The organism is Acinetobacter sp. Ac8 (assembly GCF_055392545.1).
The window spans coordinates 2157135-2173035 of record NZ_AP043689.1; the positions used below are offsets into that span (position 1 = coordinate 2157135).

Here is a 15901-nt window from a genome sequence, read left to right on the forward strand (position 1 = left end):
GGTCGTATGACTGAAGAAACTCAACACTACATAGATCAACAATGGATGCAGCTGGCTTTAGAGCAAGCTGCATTTGCTGCATCTATCGGTGAAATTCCAGTAGGAGCTGTGATTGTAAGTCAGGGGCAAGTCATCGGTGAAGGTTATAATCAACCGATTGCTCAGCATGATCCAACAGCCCATGCGGAAATTCAGGCACTGCGCAATGCGTGTCAAAAGATTGAAAATTATCGCCTACCAGAAGATGCAACGTTATACGTCACACTTGAACCTTGTACCATGTGTGTCGGCGCATTAATTCATGCAAGAATCAAACGTGTGGTTTTTGGTGCGACCGAACCTAAAGCGGGTTCACTCATCAGTAGTCGTCAACTGTTAGAGATTGGCTATTACAATCATATATTTCAGTTTGAAGGTGGTTGTTTACAAACGCAGTGCTCAAGCCAACTGTCTGATTTTTTTAAAATGCGCCGTGAGCAAAAAAAACAATTAAAGTTACAACAAAAGACCTTAAATGACTCATTAAAATGATCTAGAATACACAAGATTTTAGTGACAATGAAAATTGTCAAAATAAGGGTTTTAAAAATATAGTTAAAGTTTAAAAGGGTATAACAATGAATTCTATTCAAGTAAAACAAGAGTTTAATGCACCAATCGATCAGGTCTTTGACTTGTTATCAAAACATTCAACCTATAATGTGGCTTTTGCTCCCATTCAAGTTGTACGGGTAAAAGATGCTGCTGATCCTGAACGCCCAGATGGACTGGGTTCTATCCGTCGTATGGGGTTCGGTCCGATCAAGCCGATTCAAGAGCAAATTACGCATCTGGATGTCAATAAACGTATCGAATATAAGTTAATTAACAATCCATTGATTAAACATCATATTGGAATTATTGAGTTTACAGCGCTTGCTGCAAACAAAACCCGTGTTGACTATACGATCGAATTACAAGCACGTGCACCATTTGTGAGTAAATTAATACTTGCACAGCTTAAACTAGCGATTACACTTGGATTTAAGAAACTTGCTAAGTCTATAGCTTAATTGGAAATTCAATGACAATTCAAATTATCACAATTGATGGGCCAAGTGGTTCTGGTAAAGGAACACTTGCAGCAAAACTTGCGCATCACTATCAATTCCATTTATTAGACTCTGGTGCGCTGTATCGTTTGCTTGGATTGTCATTGCATCAAAAAGAATTGTTGGACACATTAGACACTGAATCTGTATTGCAACAAAGTGTGACGATTGCAACAAATTTAGATATCGTATTTAAGAGTGCTGACAACGGAATCATGATTTTGTTGGATGGTGAAGATGTCTCACAAACGATTCGTACTGAACGCGTTGGTGAATTTGCTTCAAAAGTTGCAGCAATTCCAGCGCTTAGAGCGGCATTGGTAGATCGACAACATGCTTTTGCCCAGTTGCCTGGCTTGGTTGCCGATGGGCGTGATATGGGTACTTCTATTTTTCCACAAGCACAAGCGAAGATTTATCTCACTGCCTCAGCTGAGTCCCGTGCAGAGCGTCGTGTAAAACAGTTGCAGGGAATGGGGCTGGATGTTAAAATAAGCGACATTTTAGCAAATATACAAGCTCGAGATAAAAGAGATATGGAACGCACAGTCGCTCCACTCAAGCCAGCAGAAGACGCTTATATCATAGATAGCTCAGAAATGAACATCGATGAAGTGTTTAAACTGATGACTGATTATGTCGAGTTACATTTAGCTAAATAAAGAATATTTAACCAAATATTAGCCAAAGCATAGCTTGATCAGTTTATACGGACTATGTGGATGGCTTAACTAAACCGGCCTTGTCTGATCCAAGACCGTTGACTTTACTAGGTATATCATGACCGAATCTTTTGCAGCCCTCTTTGAAGAAAGCGAATCAACTCTCAATATCGACAAAGGTGCCGTTATTAAAGGTATCGTTGTTAGCATCGACTCTGACTGGGTTACTGTTGACACTGGCCTTAAATCTGAAGGTGTTGTTGCACGTTCAGAATTCTTAAACGAACAACGCGAACTTGAAGTTCAAGTTGGCGATGAAGTTGATGTTGTTGTTGAAGCGCTTGACAACGGTATGGGTCAAACAGTTTTATCACGCGAAAAAGCGAAACGTGCTGAAACTTGGACTAAACTTGAAAAAATCTTTGAAGACGGCGAAATCGTTACTGGTGTTATTTCTGGTAAGGTTAAAGGCGGTTTCACTGTTGACATCGGTCCAGTTCGTGCATTCTTACCAGGTTCATTGGTAGATACTCGCCCTATTCGTGATACAACTCACCTTGAAGGCAAAGAGTTAGAATTCAAAGTAATTAAACTTGATGCTAAACGTAACAACGTTGTTGTATCTCGTCGTGCTGTAATGGAAGCTGAATCTTCAGCTGACCGTGAAGCGCTTCTTTCTCAATTGGAAGAAGGCCAAACAGTTACTGGTACGATCAAAAATCTTACTGATTACGGTGCATTCGTTGACCTTGGCGGTATTGATGGTCTTCTACATATCACAGATATGGCTTGGAAACGCATCAAACACCCTTCTGAAGTTGTTGAAGTGGGTCAAGAAGTTACTGTTAAAGTACTTAAGTTTGACAAAGAACGTAATCGTGTATCTTTAGGTCTTAAGCAATTAGGCGAAGATCCATGGTTAGCGATCATGAACCGTTATCCTAAAGGTTCTATCGTTAAAGCACGTGTTACAAACTTAACTGACTACGGTTGTTTCGCTGAAATCGCTGAAGGCGTTGAAGGCTTAGTACACGTTTCAGAAATGGATCACACTAACAAAAACATCCACCCATCTAAAGTTGTTCAGATTGGTGATGAAGTTGATGTTATGGTTCTTGAAGTTGATGAAGAACGTCGTCGTATTTCATTGGGTATCAAGCAAACTCGTGCGAACCCATGGGAAGAGTTCTCTAAGTCACACGACAAAGGTGAAAAAGTTTCTGGTACGATCAAGTCTATCACTGACTTCGGTATCTTCATCGGTTTACCTGGCGGTATCGATGGTCTAGTTCACTTGTCTGATATTTCTTGGAACGAACAAGGCGAAGACGCTATTCGTCGTTACAAGAAAGGTGATACAGTTGAAGCAGTTATCTTGTCTGTAGATGCTGAAGGCAACCGTATCAGTCTTGGTATCAAGCAAATGAACAGCGATCCGTTCAATGACTTCTTAGCTGCTAACGAACGCGGTGCGTTGGTTAAAGGTACAGTAACTGCTGTTGACGCTAAAGGCGCAACAATTAAGTTAGCTGACGAAGTTGAAGCTTCTTTGAAAGCATCTGAAATCAACCGCGATCGCGTTGAAGATGCAACTAAATTCTTAGAAGTTGGTCAAGAAGTTGAAGCTAAAATCATCAATGTAGATCGTAAATCACGTTCTATCAACTTGTCGATTAAAGCGAAAGACGAAGCTGAAGAGAAAGAAGCTGTAGCAAACTTGAAAACTACAACTGCGCCTACTGGTCAAGACAATGGTCCTAAGACAATTGGTGATTTGATCAAAGCACAGATGAACCACTAAGTGATTGTTAAGAAGTATTATTTAATGTAATTAATTAATATTTTTTATTCAAATAGTGTAAAAGGTAGCGTAGTATATGATTACTGCGCTACCTTTTTGTATTTAAAAAGGATATTATCTGGTGTATATCAATTAGCATTAAAATTAATGAGGTCTTAAATGACAACTGAAGCACTTAATAAGTCTGACTTAATAGAAAGAATTGCTCTTAAAAATCCGCATTTAGCAGAGCCATTAGTCGAAGAAGCAGTTAAGATTATGATCGATCAAATGATTGCATCATTATCTTCAGATGACCGTATTGAAATTCGTGGGTTTGGTAGTTTCGCTTTACATCACCGTGAGCCACGTGTGGGTCGTAATCCTAAAACAGGTAAATCAGTAGAAGTTGCAGCAAAAGCTGTACCTCACTTTAAACCTGGTAAAGCACTCCGTGATGCAGTAAACGAATCTGCTAATTAATAAAATTCGAATGAGGTGAGTATGCGCTATTTCTTAGTTGCATTACTACTGGTAGTCTTTGGTTATGCTTTAGCATTAGTCTTGCAGAATCCAGCTGAACTACCTGTAGATTTATTGTTTACTCAAGTACCAGCAATGCGTTTAGGGTTATTGCTACTATTAACTTTAGTACTTGGGATTGTTCTTGGATTGTTGCTTGGTGTACAGGTTTTTCGTGTATTCCAAAATGCATGGGAAGTTAAGCGTCTTCGTAAAGATATTGATCATCTCCGAAAAGAACAAATACAGACAGCACAATTGGCCGCTGCTGAAGCTGCCGCAAGTGCTCGTCATGAAAAGACAGTATTAGATATTCAACCAGAAAATAAGAATATCAATACGCTTTAATCATTATGATAAAAAAGCGCTTTACCATCAGTGTAAAGCGCTTTTTTGTTGGTACTGATTTTTTTGACTGTGTCGATTATTCAACATCAAAAACTTTGTTCAATATCATCAAACAAATAAAAGAATATAAGTTCGCTATTTTTTAATCATATACGATATTTAAATAAGCTTGAGATCTGACCAGACCAGGTGTCACCGTATTTGCTGTTCTTACGTAATTGGCTTTAATCACATGTTGAATCAGCTGAGCAGTGCTTAAATTACCAAAGGTCCATTTGTTGGTGCTCTTTGATTGGTTTGGATCTAGACTAATTATCGCATTATTTTTATCACGTAAACGAATACCTACACCGGTCGCATAACCTGCACCGACTTGATTCTCTAATATATTTGTTGCATTGGATTGATTTAAGGCATCCGTGGTATAAGCCTTTATTTCACGACCTGCGCCATCATTTAAATTTGCACAATTTATACTGAGGGTTGCTGTATTGCTTGAGCTTAATGCGGTCTCATTTCCGACTAAACCCAAGTTTCGTACACTAACATCAGGCAGTGCAATGGTGTAGCTACTTTGACTCAGTGAGCATGTGGATTCAGAGATATTGACTGTTGCATTTAAATATACGGGAATTTGTGTATTTGCAGGAATAAGAACATTATCACTAACACGTCTTAAACTGATGGTTGCTATTCGTAGATTCGAAACATTGATCGTTGTGGGATATGAGGTCATTGTTGATGTTCTAGGTAAAACATATAATGTCACCCTCATTTTTACACCATGCGTATCACCACTATAACTATAAATTGCTAATTCAGTGGTATTTAGTGTTTTTAATGTACCACTCGCCGGTGCATCGCCCATTTCAACTTTAATCCCTAAAGCTGGGTAAGCATTTAAACGCGAAATATTGGCATCATAGGTCGTCACATTAGTGGCAAAAACATTCCCAAAAATGGTTCTATTTGTGCCAACAGTACATCCAGTGTAAACACGGAAAATATCAAAATTTGCTGAAGCAACTTCGCGGGAATATACATTGGACTGTACTGATGTCCCTTCATATTTATTGATATTCATGGTACTGGCATTCATCGTTGGCATGCTATAGCCGCTGGTGAAATTGCTGCCTACACTGCAATCTGCAAATACTGCAAAACTTGCAGGGAGTGTAGATAACATAAATAACAATTTATATTTCAGCATAAAATTACTCCGTGCTTATTTGCAATTTAGGCTAAAGCTTGCAAAAGGGATTTGAGTTTTACTTTGTTGCAATATTTCTTTTGAAATATCGAATTGACAAGAATCAGTATTACTCCAAGAGACGCTATAGCGTCCAGGATTTATATTTTGCATAAAAATTTGCTGACCTTGTCCTACTGTAGTCACTGCATTACCCAAAGCATCTTTCACTTGAGCACCCATTGGAATGAGCACCTCATTTGCGTGTTTAAGTTCAATTAAGGCTTTTATGGTTTTTAACGCTTTAAAATCCACTAAAATACTTGCGTTAGATTTAGGTACAACTTGCAATTGGGTTGCATCAACATCGGTATTTAATGGAATTGTATTTGGGTTTAAGTTGATACTATTGTATTGGTAAGGATTTAGATAGGGAATAATCGCATTGCCCCAGCGATCAATTTTAATATTATTTCCATTGGAGAGGCTGGTTCCCTCTAAACCTTTGGCATGAATAATTGCAAAAGTATCATTTAAATCATTGGCTAAGGTAATGCCGTGTTGATGTGCAACAATTGCACCTTGTGCTTGTAAAGAGTATTGACGTTGTTGGTCAAAGTCGGTTGCATAAGTCGATGCTAAATAAACTGGATTGGTTCGATAACTCAAAGAACTGCTGAAGAGATCTTTATCTTTACTATTTGAATAATTGAAGTTATAGCCGAACTGCTGATTTTCACCTAAATTTCCAAATATGCCGACTTGGTTGGTATTGAGTGCATTATTATCAGGATAGACTTCACTACTTAGGCGTAAATTACTATTTTTCTTTTTAAACGATAGAGGAATATTCACATTGACAAAGTATTGAGTGTCTTTATCTAATTTGTATTGATCATTTTGAGTATGTTGCATACCGACATAGTAACTGATGCCTTTATAACTATTGCTATAGCTAATTTGATAAAATTTTTGTGTATTGATTTGATGCCAGAATTCATACTGTGAAAAACTGGCTGAAACAGCACCAAACTGATGACCTAGGTTCTGGCTCAGTTGAATATAGTTTGATGACTTGGGCCGACCATTAAGTACTAATGCAGAACTGTTGTTTTGAATATAACGATTCTGCATGGCTTCATCAAAGGAATAATATTGATCATTTCCATAAACAGTACTGTTTAAACTGATATTTGTTTTTGCACCGTTTAGAGCAAGGTTATAGCGCAGCGTAAGCAAAGAACTGTCTAAATTTTGGTTGGATTGGTTAATATCCGCTTTAACAAAATTACTTTCTAAAGCGATACCACCGAGTTTGGTATTTAACGCGGTTCCTAGAATATAGGATTGATAATGATCACTGACCAGCGCTGAACTGCTCACTGAGATAAAATCATTTAATCCATAATCAAAAGATGCATTGATTAACTTCTCATCATAGGATTTGCTATTTTGACGAAAAGTACCTGCTGCAATTTGATAACGATACTGCTTTGCGCGGATAGATTGAATAAAATTATTATAAGGCAAATCAAAACTGCGGATTTCACCATTTGCTTCAATAATATCTACATTTAATGTACCACCCGTCCCAGGTGTTTGGAGATCTGTAATATTAAATGCGCCGGCAGGAACAGTGCGTTCCATAATAATTTGTTGATTTTGGCGAACGCGTATTAAAGCATTACTTTTTGCATAACCTGAAATTGTGGGTGCGTAACTTTGCAATGAAACCGGAAGCATTCTGTCATCGCTGGCAAGTTGTACCCCACGAATGGCGATACTCGAATTACTATTGATGGTTTTGGTATTGGTATAGAAATCACCAAGAGTAAGCTGAGTTTTTAAACTAGGTAGTACTCGCATAAGCTTGTTTTCATAGCTGGTATATTGGCCTGAATGATTGCTGTCTCCCATACTAGTACTACCAGAATGACGGAATTGCCAATCATCAATATTGATACCAGAATTAATATTCAGAAAGCTAGAATCTTGTTTGTTGTCCTGACCATAATCTGAATTATAGTAATTGTAGTAATATTTGAGAAAAGCGCTATTTCCACCAGTTTCCCAAAGTGATGGATCTATATAGCCAAATGGTCGTTCATTTAACATCGATTGAGGGCTTGAAACATCCACTCGTTGTTCCGCTATATTCAGCTTCCAGAACACGACATGATTCATTAAGCGTGTATCGATACAGTCACCAGTGACTTTATCTAAATCGATAAGTTTATGATTGAAATCAAGCTGCTTAACAGTACTGCGTGGAATACAATAACGTTGCTTTTCGGGTGATTCGGGATCATCTGAAATATGCACAATAGAGCGGGTGATATAACGATCATTTAGGTAAATATCGAGGATGTAATCATTTGGCGCGACTTTATCGCTTGAAACAAACTTTTCAAGATCAATTGTTTTAGAATTTTGGCCGTATAAAAAACTATTATCGAATTGTGGTGCTTGCGCTATAACATTTTGATTGCATAGATATAGACTTAGCGCCAAAACACTATATCTAAGTGTGAAATGTTTCAAGCACAATTCTCCAAATAATTTAGATTAAAACTGTTTCTCTATTGTCGATAAACTGCCGTAGTCATTGATTAAATAAAGCTGTACGGACTTAGCGTCTGATAAATTTTCGACATCAATTTGTTGTTTTGAAAACGGTTCTATAAAGCTTAGATTTTTAATTTCGCTTGGCGTACCATTTTTTAAAACCAGATTCGATTTACCAAAATTTAAGTAATAAGGTGTTGGATTATTGATTTGTAGTTGGCTGTTTACACGCTGTACTTCAACTTTTTGAAACGCTTGTTGCTGTTCCATTTTGATGCCAGTTGGTCGGTAAAACAGTTTTAAGCGATTACGTATCGCAAATTGTAAATAATTTGCTTCAGCTGTTGGCTTGGCAGGGATATCAAGCACGTTAAGCCAAAATAATGTTTCTCGATCAGTAGCAAGCTTTTGTTTTTGATTGAAAATGACACGTAAAGATTGTCCTTTCGCTGCTTCAATCGTCGTTATCGGAGGGGTAACAATAAATGGGGCTTGGGTTGTGGTTGGATCTGCAATAATGTCTTTACTGTCCACCCATGATTGTACTAATGCAATTTGATCACCTACATTGGTTAATTGCACAGATACAAATTCTTTATCACTTGGGTAAATTACACGGGTACCTGTAATCACAATACCAGCATGCGCGGATGTGATCAAAGTACTGAGCATTAACAAACTAGAAATAAAAAATGGTTTTTTCATTGAAAGACCCTTGGGGAGATGCAAGTCTGGCTAAGATGTGACAATTAACCAGACCTGTTTAAAAAACTTACAGACCCAAATGTTTAATTATTGATATACAACATAGTAAGTTGCAGTCGTGCTTACATCACCAGCAGTTGTTGCACCTGTTGCATAGTAACGCGCATAAAAATCAAGATTTGCAGAACCGTTTGCAGTTGCAACATTTGAAGTCACAATGTTTTGACCTGTACGATCTTTAGTTAGGTCAATCACTGCTTTTGCAGAGTTTAATAATTGAATATTTACGTTTGTTGCACCGCCAGTGGTTACGGTGTTGTTTAGACGACCTGCAGTATTAATATTTGCATTGGTGTTGTCATAATAAACACCCACATTACCTACAGGGCATGCTGTTAAATTAATCGTAAATTTAGTGTCGCCATTTGTTGTCGCCGCTGTCGCTAAAGTTGATTTACCTACAGTCGGTAAAACAACAGTGTAGTTACCAGCAGTACCACCAACTGTACAGGTTTGATCAACGATTTTACCTGTAACTGTTACTGTACCATCAGCAGCCGCAAAAACTGTTGAAGATGCTAAACCTAAGCCAATGATCGCTAAACCCAATTGAATATTTTTCATAGAATTTCTCTCAATACTGCGTTGATTTGCCCTTTACTGGTACTTTCCTAATAAAGGGGAAGTGTTTAGGAGCTAAACAATAAGGGCTACTATAAATTTTTCCTAAATAAAAACAATGAAAAAAAGAGACAAATATCACATTATTTTTATCTTATAAGCACAATATAATGTTATTTGTTTTAGATTTGTTTTTTATTATTTAAATACAAGAGTATATTTATAATTAACATGTTTATTTAATTAAAGGAAAATTTGGTTCTGTTTACCAAAAAGTGACAAAAAATGTCACTTTTTGTGAATAACGTCATATTATAGCAAATTATTTTGATCTGCTTATATTAAGCGTGAGTATATTTTTAAGATTTTATAAAATAATTTATTATTATGGTTAATTAAATATTGGGTTTTATTTTAATACGCTGCACTGTAATTGATCATTTTTATCAAAAAATTTTATAAGATTGAATTTAAAGGATTTTCTTTGATATTTATTTAGCTTATTTGTAAATTATTTTTAAATGCTTAAATCAACATAAAATCTCGTTCATCCTAGATTGCTTTTAAAAACAGAAGGTTTTTTAATGCTACTTTGCTTCACTTAATATGATTACTTTTTTTATTTATCAAAGAGATTGATTGTTTAGTTATGATGTAATGTTTGTTTAGTTATAAAGAATATATTTAGAAATAGCGCAGATAGATAAATTAAAAATAAAAAATTTAGTGTAAACATGGATGCAATGAATAAGAAAAATATAATTTTAATTTAATATTGTTTTAAGTTTTTATAGGTTTTTAAATATATGAAAAAGAATTTATCTGTTGTAAGCATAAAGAACGATAAATAGAAGACTGTGTTTTGATTTTTTTATTTGTTGGAGTGAGTGACGTGCTTCACAATGATCAAATATAAAATGAATTTTAAGCGCTTTAAGATTGATTGATTAAGTATCCATAAAAAATAAGCATAGAGATTAAAACATTATCTTTAATCAATAATTAAGCATGCGTAGTCACTTGCATTGTGCTGTTAAAAAAAAGCGCTTTGATTGTTGTAAAACGCTTTTTGTACGCTTTAACAATTCTATTGGGCTAACCAGAAAAATTCAGCAAAGCGGAATATTGTGGTGACCAGCATTGCTATTACGATCGTCGTGATAAGTGAGTGGTTTTTCCAAATCAGAAATAATCCTACCAATACCCCCATGATTTTGCCTAAGTCTGCCCAATCCGCACCTTCAAAAAAAGTGCTGAGAATCGCAATAGAAAACAGTAAAGTTGTTGCGGCATCATTAAAAAGTTGCTCACGTTGTTGAGTGATCGTAAAATATTGGCCGAGTGAAAGTCCCGCATATCGGATCAGATAAGTACCCATCGCCAGCAGCATGATCCCGATCAAAATGATAAATTGCTGATGCATGTTATTTTCTTCCTACAAGCAAGCCAAATAATGACATAAGTATCGGAATCCCTAAGGGTAGAAATGGAAAAGTAGCGAGGCTGATGACTGCACCAGTCATTGCCGATTTTCGAGCAGATTTTCTTTTTAATGCTTTAAAGGTAAGCGCAAACAGTACGACAGGAAAAATCGTATCGATACCCAGTAATTTTGCATAAGCTAAATGACTTCCCAATATATAACCGCTTAAAACGCCTATCGGCCAAGCAAATAAAATTCCGACACCGCACAGCCAATAAGCACTCAGTTTTAGCTCATTTGAAGATTGGCTTAAACCAAATAAAACACTTTCATCATTCATAATATGTGTAGCAAAATATTTTAATTTATTTTTTTCTATAAAATGGGTAATCGCTAAACCAAAAGGCAGATGTCGTAAATTAATCAGTAATCCGACAATCGCAGCTGTAATCGGACTGCTTCCAGCAGCAATCATGCCAATGAAAGTAAACTCGGCAGCACCAGCCAAGACACAGATTGAAAGTAGTAAAGGTATCCAGATCGGCAGTTGATAATTGACTGCAAGCGTACCTAATGAAATCCCGATCAGTGCGGTTGCGATACAGAGAATCACGATTGATTTTATCAGGGGCTTGGGTAAATTTTTTATTTCTTTATACTTCATTGAGATGAGCCTTGCTTGGGGTAATAAGATCGTTCGATAAAATGAACGATCATTTGTTATAATAGTTTTATTATTGTTGTTCGTCAAACCAAACGATCGTCTTTTTTGGAAGGATAATGTCTATACCAATTGAAATCATTGCAAATAATCTGCAAAAAGAAAGAAAAAGTGCTGCATTATCTTTGGGAGAAGTTGCTCGACGTGCAGGCATTGCGAAGTCCACACTTTCGCAACTTGAATCTGGGCAGGGCAATCCGAGTCTCGAAACTTTATGGGCACTTTGCGTGGCTTTAAATATTCCTTTTGCCAAACTTATGGAAGCACAAGCTCAAGCTACACAAGTGATTCGTTATGGCGAGGGCGCTTCAGTTGTTTCTGAAATATCAAATTATCAGGCTGTTTTGTTGGCGACATGCCCACCCAATGCACGACGAGACGTGTATATCCTTACAACTCAACCGGGTGAGCCGCGTTGCAGTAAAGCACATCCTATTGGCAGTGTGGAGCATATTATTATTATGCAGGGCTCTGCCAAAGTTGGTTTATTAGACAGTGCTGAGTTACTTCAAGCAGGGGACTATATTTCCTATCCAGCAGATCAAGCGCATATTTTTGAAGCACTGGAGCAAGACACACGTGCAATTTTGATCTCAGAGCAGAGATAAATCATAAGCAAGATCTAAGAATAGTTGATTGTTTTGTGATGAAGTCGATTTTCTGGCTTTGTACATGGCGTGAATCACTTTATAATGAGCGCAAATTTATGTGATGGAACTGAGATTCGTGAGTATTATTGTTGCCTTAGATGCAAAAAGCCAATATGACGCCCTAGCAATTGCTGATCAGCTTGACCCATCACTATGTCGTTTAAAAGTCGGTAAAGAACTATTTACCCATGAAGGCCCTCTGGTTGTGAAAGCACTACATGATAAGGGCTTTGAAGTATTCCTCGATTTAAAATTTCATGATATTCCGAACACAACTGCGCAGGCAGTTTGTGCTGCGGCCGATTTGGGCGTATGGATGGTCAATGTCCATGCCTCAGGTGGGCGTAGAATGATGGAAACTTGTGTAGAACGCTTAAAAGCAGGTAACTATAAAACCCAATTGATTGCGGTTACTGTACTTACTTCAATGGAACGTGAAGACTTGCGTGAAATTGGTTTAGACATTGAGCCATTTGAACAAGTGAAACGTCTGGCTAACTTGACTCAACAGAGTGGTCTAGATGGCGTGGTATGCTCGGCTCAGGAAGCCAAGATGTTACGTCAGGAGTTAGGTGCTGAATTTGCTTTGGTAACACCAGGGATTCGTCCGGCTGGTGCAAATGCAGATGATCAAAAGCGTATTGTAACGCCTAAGCAGGCCATGCTTGATGGTTCTACTCATTTAGTAATTGGTCGTCCAATTACTCAATCAGAGCATCCAAGTAAAACCCTGCAAGATATTTTAGCGACCCTATAAAAATAAACCCTCTTTTTCAGTTGATCAAGAGGGTTATTTATTTGATTTATATAATAAAAATTGCTGTGTATACACTGTAGTGTATCTGCGTTACTAGGTCTTTTTTCAGAAGTTTAAAAAACTTTTTATTCCAGTGATTCTATTGATCAGTATTACTATCTCGTCAGATAAAGTACGATATTCTGCGCTTAATTTTAAAGTGCAGCCAGAACACTTACCGCAATTGGCGCCAATACCGACAGAACAAAACCACTGACCATTGCATGTGGAATATAATCATTGCCGCATGCTTGTTTCACCATAGGTAAGGTGACATCCATTGCGGTTGCACCAGCAGAAGAAATTGCTGAACGTGGATAACGCCATCCAATCATATACATAAATAAAATGGCAAAAATCTCCCTAAATAAATCGTTCATTAACGCAATACTTCCCAGATGGGCATTCTTTAATTCAGTCACCACAATCCCTGTCATCGAATAGAAGCCGTAACCTTGCGATAGCATGATTAAATCTTTCATACTGATGTCTTGAATCAAGAAAAATGCCGCAACAGCACCCAATAGTGAGCCAATCACGCAGGCAATCGGTACCAGCATAATTTTCCAGTTTAACCAAGAACGATCCAGTGGCGAGTAAGCCAGATCCAAGCCGATCAGTAACATGTAAACTAAAAGTAAATTCCATGTGCTGACATGCAGTGGAACATGGAAAAGGTGGGCCAACTCTGCTAAGCCATAACCTACAGCCAGTGCAATAAATGCATAGCTGATGTTGAGTAATGAACCCATCAATAATTCAGCAGAAACTTTACCTTGTGATGGTTTGTAGCCAATCGCTGTAAATACTAGATAACAACAAAAAAATGCACCTATTGATGTGGTGAATGCAATTGTGATTGAACTGGTGAGAATCTGTGCAGGGCTGGCAATATTATGAATTGTTTGAGAAAACTCCATTGCAATCGCAATTAAAAGAATATAGGTAAAATAAGGCAGTATTTTAAAAGCTATTTTTTCAATGGATTGTGGAATTCTGCGGGCTAAAATAAACCCTAAGCATAAGCAAAATAAAAGTTGGAAAATAAGCCAAAGTGATTGCATGAAAAATAGATAGGCAATGGATACCTATCTATTATAGTCGAAGCGCAGAAAAGCGGTTGAAAATTTATAGAAGAATATCAAGCAAGTTTATGCAGCTTTTGACTTTTGCTTGGCACTTTGCTCACGGCCTAATAAGCGAAAATCTGCTGGGTTTACTTTGCGGGTGTTGAGCCAAAATTTCCAGGTATAGGTTGGCCATAATGCAAAGTTTTTACCGCCATCTTGTTGGTACCAACTGACACAGCCTGATTGCCATACCGTGCCTGCAAGCTGTTGCTGTACATCTTCATTAAATTGATCTTGTACTTCAGCTTTTACCGCTACCGCTTGCGTCTGTGTTTTTGCAACCATTTGAATCAATTGCAAAATATAATTCACTTGAGATTCAATCATGAAAATTACAGAGTTATGACCCAGTACGGTATTTGGACCAAGCAATTGAAATAGATTAGGAAAGCCTTTGGTGCTGATCCCATAAAAACTTTCTGCACCGTCTTTCCATGCGGTTTTTAATTCAACGCCGTGTTCACCATAGCAATCGAATGATTTTAAATAGATGCGTGGGTCTGTAATAAAACCAGTACCATAAATTAAACAATCAATTTGACGTTCTTTGCCATCCTTAGTGATGATGCTATTTTCTGTAATTTCCTGAATTCCATCGGTGATTAATTCGACATTTTTACGATTAAATGTTGGAAAGTATTTGTTGGAAATCAGAATGCGCTTACAGCCCATAATATAGTCAGGGGTCAGTTTTTTGGCGATTTCTTTGTCTTTGACTTGGAATTTTATATAAGCTTCAGCAAGTTTCTGACCATATTTCATGATTTGTGGTTTTACAATGGGGACGACACGTGATTCATTTGACCAGTACAAACGAGCACGGTGTAATTTTCTAAACCATTCAAAGCGACTAAATAGTTTTTTATCAAGTGCATTATAGGCGCGTTCATCACGAGGAATCACCCAAGCAGGGGTTCTTTGAAATACATAAAGATTTTGAACTTTTGCGGCAATTTCAGGAATATATTGAATTGCACTACCTCCAGTACCAATGGATGCTACATTTTTTTGATTTAAATTATAGTCATGCTTCCAGTGTGATGAATGGAAAACTTCACCTTTGAATTTTTCAACCCCTTTAATTTTAGGAATCTGTGGTACATGCAATGGCCCTGATGCAAAAATAACAAATTGAGCATCAATTTTTTGTCCACTTTTTAGTGTTAAATGCCAATTGAAATTGTGCTCATCATAACGTGTAGACACCACTTCTTGATTAAATTGGATGTATTTCTTTAAATTGAATTGCTGAATTAAATCTTGTATATAGTCAAAAATCTCAGGCGCTTCGGCATAACGTTTTGACCAATCTGTTTTTGGTGCAAAGGAAAGCGAGTACATATGTGATTGAACATCACAAGCCGCACCTGGGTACTGGTTCTCACGCCATGTACCACCAACATTATCTGCTTTTTCTAAAATGATAAAATCATGAATATTGGCTTGCAATAGGCGGATTGCCATGGCTAAACCACCAAATCCAGATCCAATAATTGCAACTTGCGTTGATTGAGTTTTTACTTCAGTCGTAGGGGCTGTACTCATTTTTGTTCGCTCTGACTTTTCCAGTTTTGCATAGAATATCGGAAATGCAGCGCTTGAAATATGATTGCACTGACACAAAAATTGATATATTCGGCAATTTGCAAAAAACCGACTTTGTAGTACAAAGTTTGGGTAGAAATCAAATGATGATCC

General features: G+C 37.2%; 16 protein-coding genes. 8 read left to right on the forward strand and 8 right to left on the reverse strand.

Translation table 11 applies throughout. The annotated features are described in order from the left end of the window. Nucleotides 1-6: 6 nt before the first annotated feature. From tadA to ACZ5QH_RS10065, 6 genes are all read left to right on the forward strand, one after another. The gene (tadA, locus tag ACZ5QH_RS10040) at nt 7-531 is read left to right on the forward strand and encodes a tRNA adenosine(34) deaminase TadA (RefSeq protein ID WP_034610219.1); all 525 of its coding nucleotides are present in this window, start codon (nt 7-9) and stop codon (nt 529-531) included. 86 nt (nt 532-617) lie between these two features. Further along, nucleotides 618-1052 (forward strand): SRPBCC family protein, encoded by a 435-nt coding sequence (locus tag ACZ5QH_RS10045; protein WP_034610221.1) that lies wholly within the window; start codon nt 618-620, stop codon nt 1050-1052. 11 nt (nt 1053-1063) lie between these two features. Continuing rightward, nucleotides 1064-1753 (forward strand): (d)CMP kinase, encoded by a 690-nt coding sequence (gene cmk / locus ACZ5QH_RS10050; RefSeq protein ID WP_303576178.1) that lies wholly within the window; start codon nt 1064-1066, stop codon nt 1751-1753. Between the two features lie 118 nt (nt 1754-1871). Then, nucleotides 1872-3554: a 30S ribosomal protein S1 gene (gene rpsA / locus ACZ5QH_RS10055; protein WP_004821252.1), complete on the forward strand. Its 1683-nt coding sequence runs from the start codon at nt 1872-1874 to the stop codon at nt 3552-3554. Between the two features lie 159 nt (nt 3555-3713). Continuing rightward, complete coding sequence (locus ACZ5QH_RS10060) at nt 3714-4016, forward strand: integration host factor subunit beta (protein ID WP_004720793.1); 303 nt, start codon at nt 3714-3716, stop codon at nt 4014-4016. Between the two features lie 21 nt (nt 4017-4037). Next, nucleotides 4038-4403 (forward strand): lipopolysaccharide assembly protein LapA domain-containing protein, encoded by a 366-nt coding sequence (locus ACZ5QH_RS10065; protein WP_004821255.1) that lies wholly within the window; start codon nt 4038-4040, stop codon nt 4401-4403. 142 nt (nt 4404-4545) lie between these two features. On the opposite strand, the gene ACZ5QH_RS10070 is transcribed toward ACZ5QH_RS10065, so the two are convergent. The 6 genes from ACZ5QH_RS10070 to ACZ5QH_RS10095 all read right to left on the reverse strand — a co-directional run bounded on the left by ACZ5QH_RS10070 (nt 4546) and on the right by ACZ5QH_RS10095 (nt 11570). Beyond that, nucleotides 4546-5613: a fimbrial protein gene (locus ACZ5QH_RS10070; protein ID WP_004821257.1), complete on the reverse strand. Its 1068-nt coding sequence runs from the start codon at nt 5611-5613 to the stop codon at nt 4546-4548. Nucleotides 5614-5628: 15 nt separating this feature from the next. After that, entirely contained in the window at nt 5629-8133 is a 2505-nt protein-coding gene (locus ACZ5QH_RS10075; protein WP_303576177.1) for a fimbria/pilus outer membrane usher protein, read from the reverse strand. A 24-nt stretch (nt 8134-8157) separates the two neighbouring features. Continuing rightward, the gene (locus tag ACZ5QH_RS10080; protein WP_004821261.1) at nt 8158-8862 is read right to left on the reverse strand and encodes a fimbrial biogenesis chaperone; all 705 of its coding nucleotides are present in this window, start codon (nt 8860-8862) and stop codon (nt 8158-8160) included. Between the two features lie 87 nt (nt 8863-8949). Continuing rightward, complete coding sequence (locus ACZ5QH_RS10085; protein ID WP_004821263.1) at nt 8950-9486, reverse strand: fimbrial protein; 537 nt, start codon at nt 9484-9486, stop codon at nt 8950-8952. Nucleotides 9487-10570: 1084 nt separating this feature from the next. Beyond that, complete coding sequence (locus tag ACZ5QH_RS10090) at nt 10571-10906, reverse strand: AzlD domain-containing protein (protein WP_034610229.1); 336 nt, start codon at nt 10904-10906, stop codon at nt 10571-10573. A 1-nt stretch (nt 10907) separates the two neighbouring features. Further along, the gene (locus tag ACZ5QH_RS10095; protein WP_034610231.1) at nt 10908-11570 is read right to left on the reverse strand and encodes an AzlC family ABC transporter permease; all 663 of its coding nucleotides are present in this window, start codon (nt 11568-11570) and stop codon (nt 10908-10910) included. Between the two features lie 116 nt (nt 11571-11686). On the opposite strand from ACZ5QH_RS10095, the gene ACZ5QH_RS10100 reads away from it, so the two are divergent. Both ACZ5QH_RS10100 and pyrF read left to right on the forward strand, forming a co-directional pair. Further along, nucleotides 11687-12235: a helix-turn-helix domain-containing protein gene (locus ACZ5QH_RS10100; RefSeq protein WP_303576176.1), complete on the forward strand. Its 549-nt coding sequence runs from the start codon at nt 11687-11689 to the stop codon at nt 12233-12235. A gap of 103 nt (nt 12236-12338) precedes the next feature. Further along, nucleotides 12339-13034: an orotidine-5'-phosphate decarboxylase gene (gene pyrF / locus ACZ5QH_RS10105; RefSeq protein WP_004720776.1), complete on the forward strand. Its 696-nt coding sequence runs from the start codon at nt 12339-12341 to the stop codon at nt 13032-13034. Between the two features lie 194 nt (nt 13035-13228). Here pyrF and ACZ5QH_RS10110 read toward each other — a convergent pair whose 3' ends face one another. Further along, a complete protein-coding gene (locus ACZ5QH_RS10110; RefSeq protein ID WP_303576175.1) occupies nt 13229-14137 on the reverse strand; it encodes a LysO family transporter in 909 nt (302 codons plus the stop codon). 87 nt (nt 14138-14224) lie between these two features. Continuing rightward, complete coding sequence (locus tag ACZ5QH_RS10115; RefSeq protein WP_303576174.1) at nt 14225-15748, reverse strand: flavin-containing monooxygenase; 1524 nt, start codon at nt 15746-15748, stop codon at nt 14225-14227. Between the last annotated feature and the right edge of the window lie 153 nt (nt 15749-15901).

Bases quoted from the DNA above. Each gene is read 5' to 3' on its own strand.
- tadA (WP_034610219.1), top strand. From the start codon at position 7: ATGACTGAAGAAACTCAACACTACATAGATCAACAATGGATGCAGCTG.
- ACZ5QH_RS10045 (WP_034610221.1), top strand. From the start codon at position 618: ATGAATTCTATTCAAGTAAAACAAGAGTTTAATGCACCAATCGATCAG.
- cmk (WP_303576178.1), top strand. From the start codon at position 1,064: ATGACAATTCAAATTATCACAATTGATGGGCCAAGTGGTTCTGGTAAA.
- rpsA (WP_004821252.1), top strand. From the start codon at position 1,872: ATGACCGAATCTTTTGCAGCCCTCTTTGAAGAAAGCGAATCAACTCTC.
- ACZ5QH_RS10060 (WP_004720793.1), top strand. From the start codon at position 3,714: ATGACAACTGAAGCACTTAATAAGTCTGACTTAATAGAAAGAATTGCT.
- ACZ5QH_RS10065 (WP_004821255.1), top strand. From the start codon at position 4,038: ATGCGCTATTTCTTAGTTGCATTACTACTGGTAGTCTTTGGTTATGCT.
- ACZ5QH_RS10070 (WP_004821257.1), bottom strand. From the start codon at position 5,613: ATGCTGAAATATAAATTGTTATTTATGTTATCTACACTCCCTGCAAGT.
- ACZ5QH_RS10080 (WP_004821261.1), bottom strand. From the start codon at position 8,862: ATGAAAAAACCATTTTTTATTTCTAGTTTGTTAATGCTCAGTACTTTG.
- ACZ5QH_RS10085 (WP_004821263.1), bottom strand. From the start codon at position 9,486: ATGAAAAATATTCAATTGGGTTTAGCGATCATTGGCTTAGGTTTAGCA.
- ACZ5QH_RS10090 (WP_034610229.1), bottom strand. From the start codon at position 10,906: ATGCATCAGCAATTTATCATTTTGATCGGGATCATGCTGCTGGCGATG.
- ACZ5QH_RS10095 (WP_034610231.1), bottom strand. From the start codon at position 11,570: ATGAAGTATAAAGAAATAAAAAATTTACCCAAGCCCCTGATAAAATCA.
- ACZ5QH_RS10100 (WP_303576176.1), top strand. From the start codon at position 11,687: ATGTCTATACCAATTGAAATCATTGCAAATAATCTGCAAAAAGAAAGA.
- pyrF (WP_004720776.1), top strand. From the start codon at position 12,339: ATGGAACTGAGATTCGTGAGTATTATTGTTGCCTTAGATGCAAAAAGC.
- ACZ5QH_RS10110 (WP_303576175.1), bottom strand. From the start codon at position 14,137: ATGCAATCACTTTGGCTTATTTTCCAACTTTTATTTTGCTTATGCTTA.
- ACZ5QH_RS10115 (WP_303576174.1), bottom strand. From the start codon at position 15,748: ATGAGTACAGCCCCTACGACTGAAGTAAAAACTCAATCAACGCAAGTT.